Source organism: Runella rosea (assembly GCF_003325355.1).
GTDB classification, from domain to species: domain Bacteria; phylum Bacteroidota; class Bacteroidia; order Cytophagales; family Spirosomataceae; genus Runella; species Runella rosea.
Genome location: NZ_CP030850.1, coordinates 4,140,001 through 4,142,500, shown reverse-complemented (window position 1 = coordinate 4,142,500; position 2,500 = coordinate 4,140,001). Strand labels below are relative to the sequence as shown.

Annotated in this window: 3 protein-coding genes and 1 rRNA gene; all 4 read left to right on the top strand. The window is 40.7% G+C overall.

Features of this window, described 5'->3' with window-relative positions:
* Positions 1–112 precede the first annotated feature (112 nt).
* Positions 113–224 (top strand): 5S ribosomal RNA (rrf, locus tag DR864_RS17415).
* A 101-nt stretch (positions 225–325) separates the two neighbouring features.
* Positions 326–640 (top strand): ISAon1 family transposase N-terminal region protein, encoded by a 315-nt coding sequence (locus DR864_RS30630; protein ID WP_445508831.1) that lies wholly within the window; start codon positions 326–328, stop codon positions 638–640.
* Between the two features lie 239 nt (positions 641–879).
* Positions 880–1,131, top strand: a complete 252-nt coding sequence (locus DR864_RS30625) for a transposase (RefSeq protein ID WP_445508827.1) — start codon at positions 880–882, stop codon at positions 1,129–1,131.
* Entirely contained in the window at positions 1,065–1,592 is a 528-nt protein-coding gene (locus DR864_RS30620) for a transposase (RefSeq protein ID WP_445508826.1), read from the top strand. The genes DR864_RS30625 and DR864_RS30620 overlap by 67 nt, the downstream gene beginning before the upstream one ends.
* Positions 1,593–2,500: the final 908 nt, after the last annotated feature.

Here is a 2,500-nt window from a genome sequence, read left to right as displayed (position 1 = left end):
CTCATCCCAATTCTGCAAACGCCAATAACGACCTTGATGGTGGTTACAGTGCGGGACGGTGCGACGAATCGCTTCACCTCATCCCAATTCTGCAAACGCCGATAACGACCTTGATGGTGGTTACAGGGCGGGTGTTCACCTCTTCCCATTCCGAACAGAGAAGTTAAGCCCCGCTCCGCCGATGATACTGAGATAAAACTTGGAAAAGTAGGTAGCCGCCACAATATTAACAATGAAGAGCTCGCTGAAAGGCGAGCTCTTTTGCGTTGTTACAAAATATAAAGGATCAAATCCAAAAGTTGTGGGGAATGTAAAAATGTAGTGGATTTGCAATGAATCAATTTTACATAACATTGAAGAGTCTTACCATTTCCTATTACCTGAAGGAATCCTTGATTATTTCGAACTTTCTGAGATTGTAGAGGGTCTGACGGGCCTTCAGATTTATTTGGAAGAAAAGAACCTGCCTCCATCCGAATACAAAAATCAAAAATTAGAGTCAAAGGGTTTCTTGCCCGAGAGATATATTCAAGATTTTCCCATTCGTAATCAGCGTGTTACGCTCTGTATTAAACGCCGTCGTTGGGAAGTCAAAGCCGCCGGTGAGATAGTAAGCAGAGATTGGGACATGGTACAGTAAGGTACGCGAATGACGAAGGAATTTGCGACTTTTTTAAAAGGGTTGAATTGATAATCACCCTGTCAGTTGTTCACAATTAGGTAAATACTTTCATTTGGATGGCAAACAGTTGCAAGAGCAGTATAAAGATCATATCAGTGATTATAAGGATTGGAAACAGCGTGAGCATGCCGCTGATTGGCTTTTGTATGCTGAAAATATCGGTTCGCATCTGAGCATTGATGAGACTTCTCTTTCCAATGGGGAACTTTATTGTAACCAATAAGGCGGCTAAAGGTGGAAAAGGCTGCTTGGTAGCGATGGTCAAAGGAACACAGGCCTCGTCAGTTATTGATGTTTTGAGCAAGATTCCGAAGCGTATTCGAGTCAAAGTTCGAGAAGTGACACTGGACATGGCGGCTAACATGGGGCTGATTGTCAACCGATGTTTCCCAAAGGCATCGAAGGTTATCGACTGGGCGTCCCCGACCGATTCCACGTCCAAAAATTAGCCTATGATGCGGTTCAGGAAGTCAGGATTTACTATCGATGGCAGGCGATTGATTATGAAAATCAGGCGATTGAAACTGCCAAGCAGACCAGCCTGCCATATGAGCCTGAAATTCTTGCCAATGGCGATACACTCAAACAGTTATTGATCAGGAGCCGCTACTTACTCTTTAAGCATCCTGATAAATGGACAAGCACCCAAGTTCAGCGTTCGCGGCTACTTTTCGAGCGTTATCCAGTGATTGAACAGGCCTACAGGCTGGCCACGGGACTGGGGACAATTTTCCGAACAGGTAAAAACAAGGAGCAAGCCTTCAAAAAGTTGGCGCTTTGGTATAATGAGGTAGAAGAGTGCGGACTTAATTCTTTCAAAACTGTCGCCCGATCTATTCAGACTCATTATTTGGATATCCTTAATTTCTTCATTAACAGAAGTACAAATGCTATCGGCGGAGTCATTTAACCGTACGACGGACCGTGCGAAAATTAAGGCATTTCGATCAGCTTCCCGAGGGGTTAAAGATATTTCGTTCTTCCTATTCAGACTGACCAAATTATATGCTTAGCTTCCCCAAGAATTCAGCTTGAGCCACTAATCGGGCGATTGTTATTACGCTACTACCAACATTTTCAAAGCGGTTTTAAGGATTTGAATTAAAGATTTTATGCAAAAAAGTGCGTGTTATTTCCACAAAATCTTGGCGCTCCGTGCGGTTTGCCGCTGAGTCCATTGCCGAAATAAGCCTTTTCCCAATGGACAACTCAGAAAATGGCGCTAATGACAACAAAATGTTTCTGTAACTTAATTGGGAACCAGGACTTTCAATTACGAAATTATTCTGATGTTTATTATAAACAGTTATAGGTGAATATAATATCCATGAGAACAATCTAGGCGTCCAGACGAAGTATGGTATTTAATATATACCAAAGTGCATCAGAGTTGAGTATTCATAAAATATCTTTGCCAGCGAAAGATATTTGTAGTAATAAAATAGCTAAAAAAATGACAGGATATATTAGGCATAGAAGAGATTGGATGCACTAACGCGCTGCTTAACAAAATTAAAGAACCATCCTTAATATCCAGCGCCTAATATGAATCTAATCAGGTGTCGTTATTTTAAGAATGTATATAAAGTGATTGACCAATTCTATTTTTAAGGGAGGAAGTTAAAAAACGATAGGATCTTCCATGTTTTTTAACTTCAAAGACTTGGAATTTTCTTACGTCATCTGAATTGTAAAACATTTATTTTTCCGAGTTAGGAGTTGAAGTGGTCGCTCTTAATGATTTAAGAACAAAAAAAGTAGAGGAATGAGGAGCTTTGAGGAGAAATATTAGTATTCTGTGTTAAAACATATGTACTC

What these genes read in the sequence shown, in the direction of transcription:
- DR864_RS30620 (WP_445508826.1), top strand. Translation starts at nt 1,065, where the DNA reads ATGTTTCCCAAAGGCATCGAAGGTTATCGACTGGGCGTCCCCGACCGA.
- DR864_RS30625 (WP_445508827.1), top strand. Translation starts at nt 880, where the DNA reads ATGGGGAACTTTATTGTAACCAATAAGGCGGCTAAAGGTGGAAAAGGC.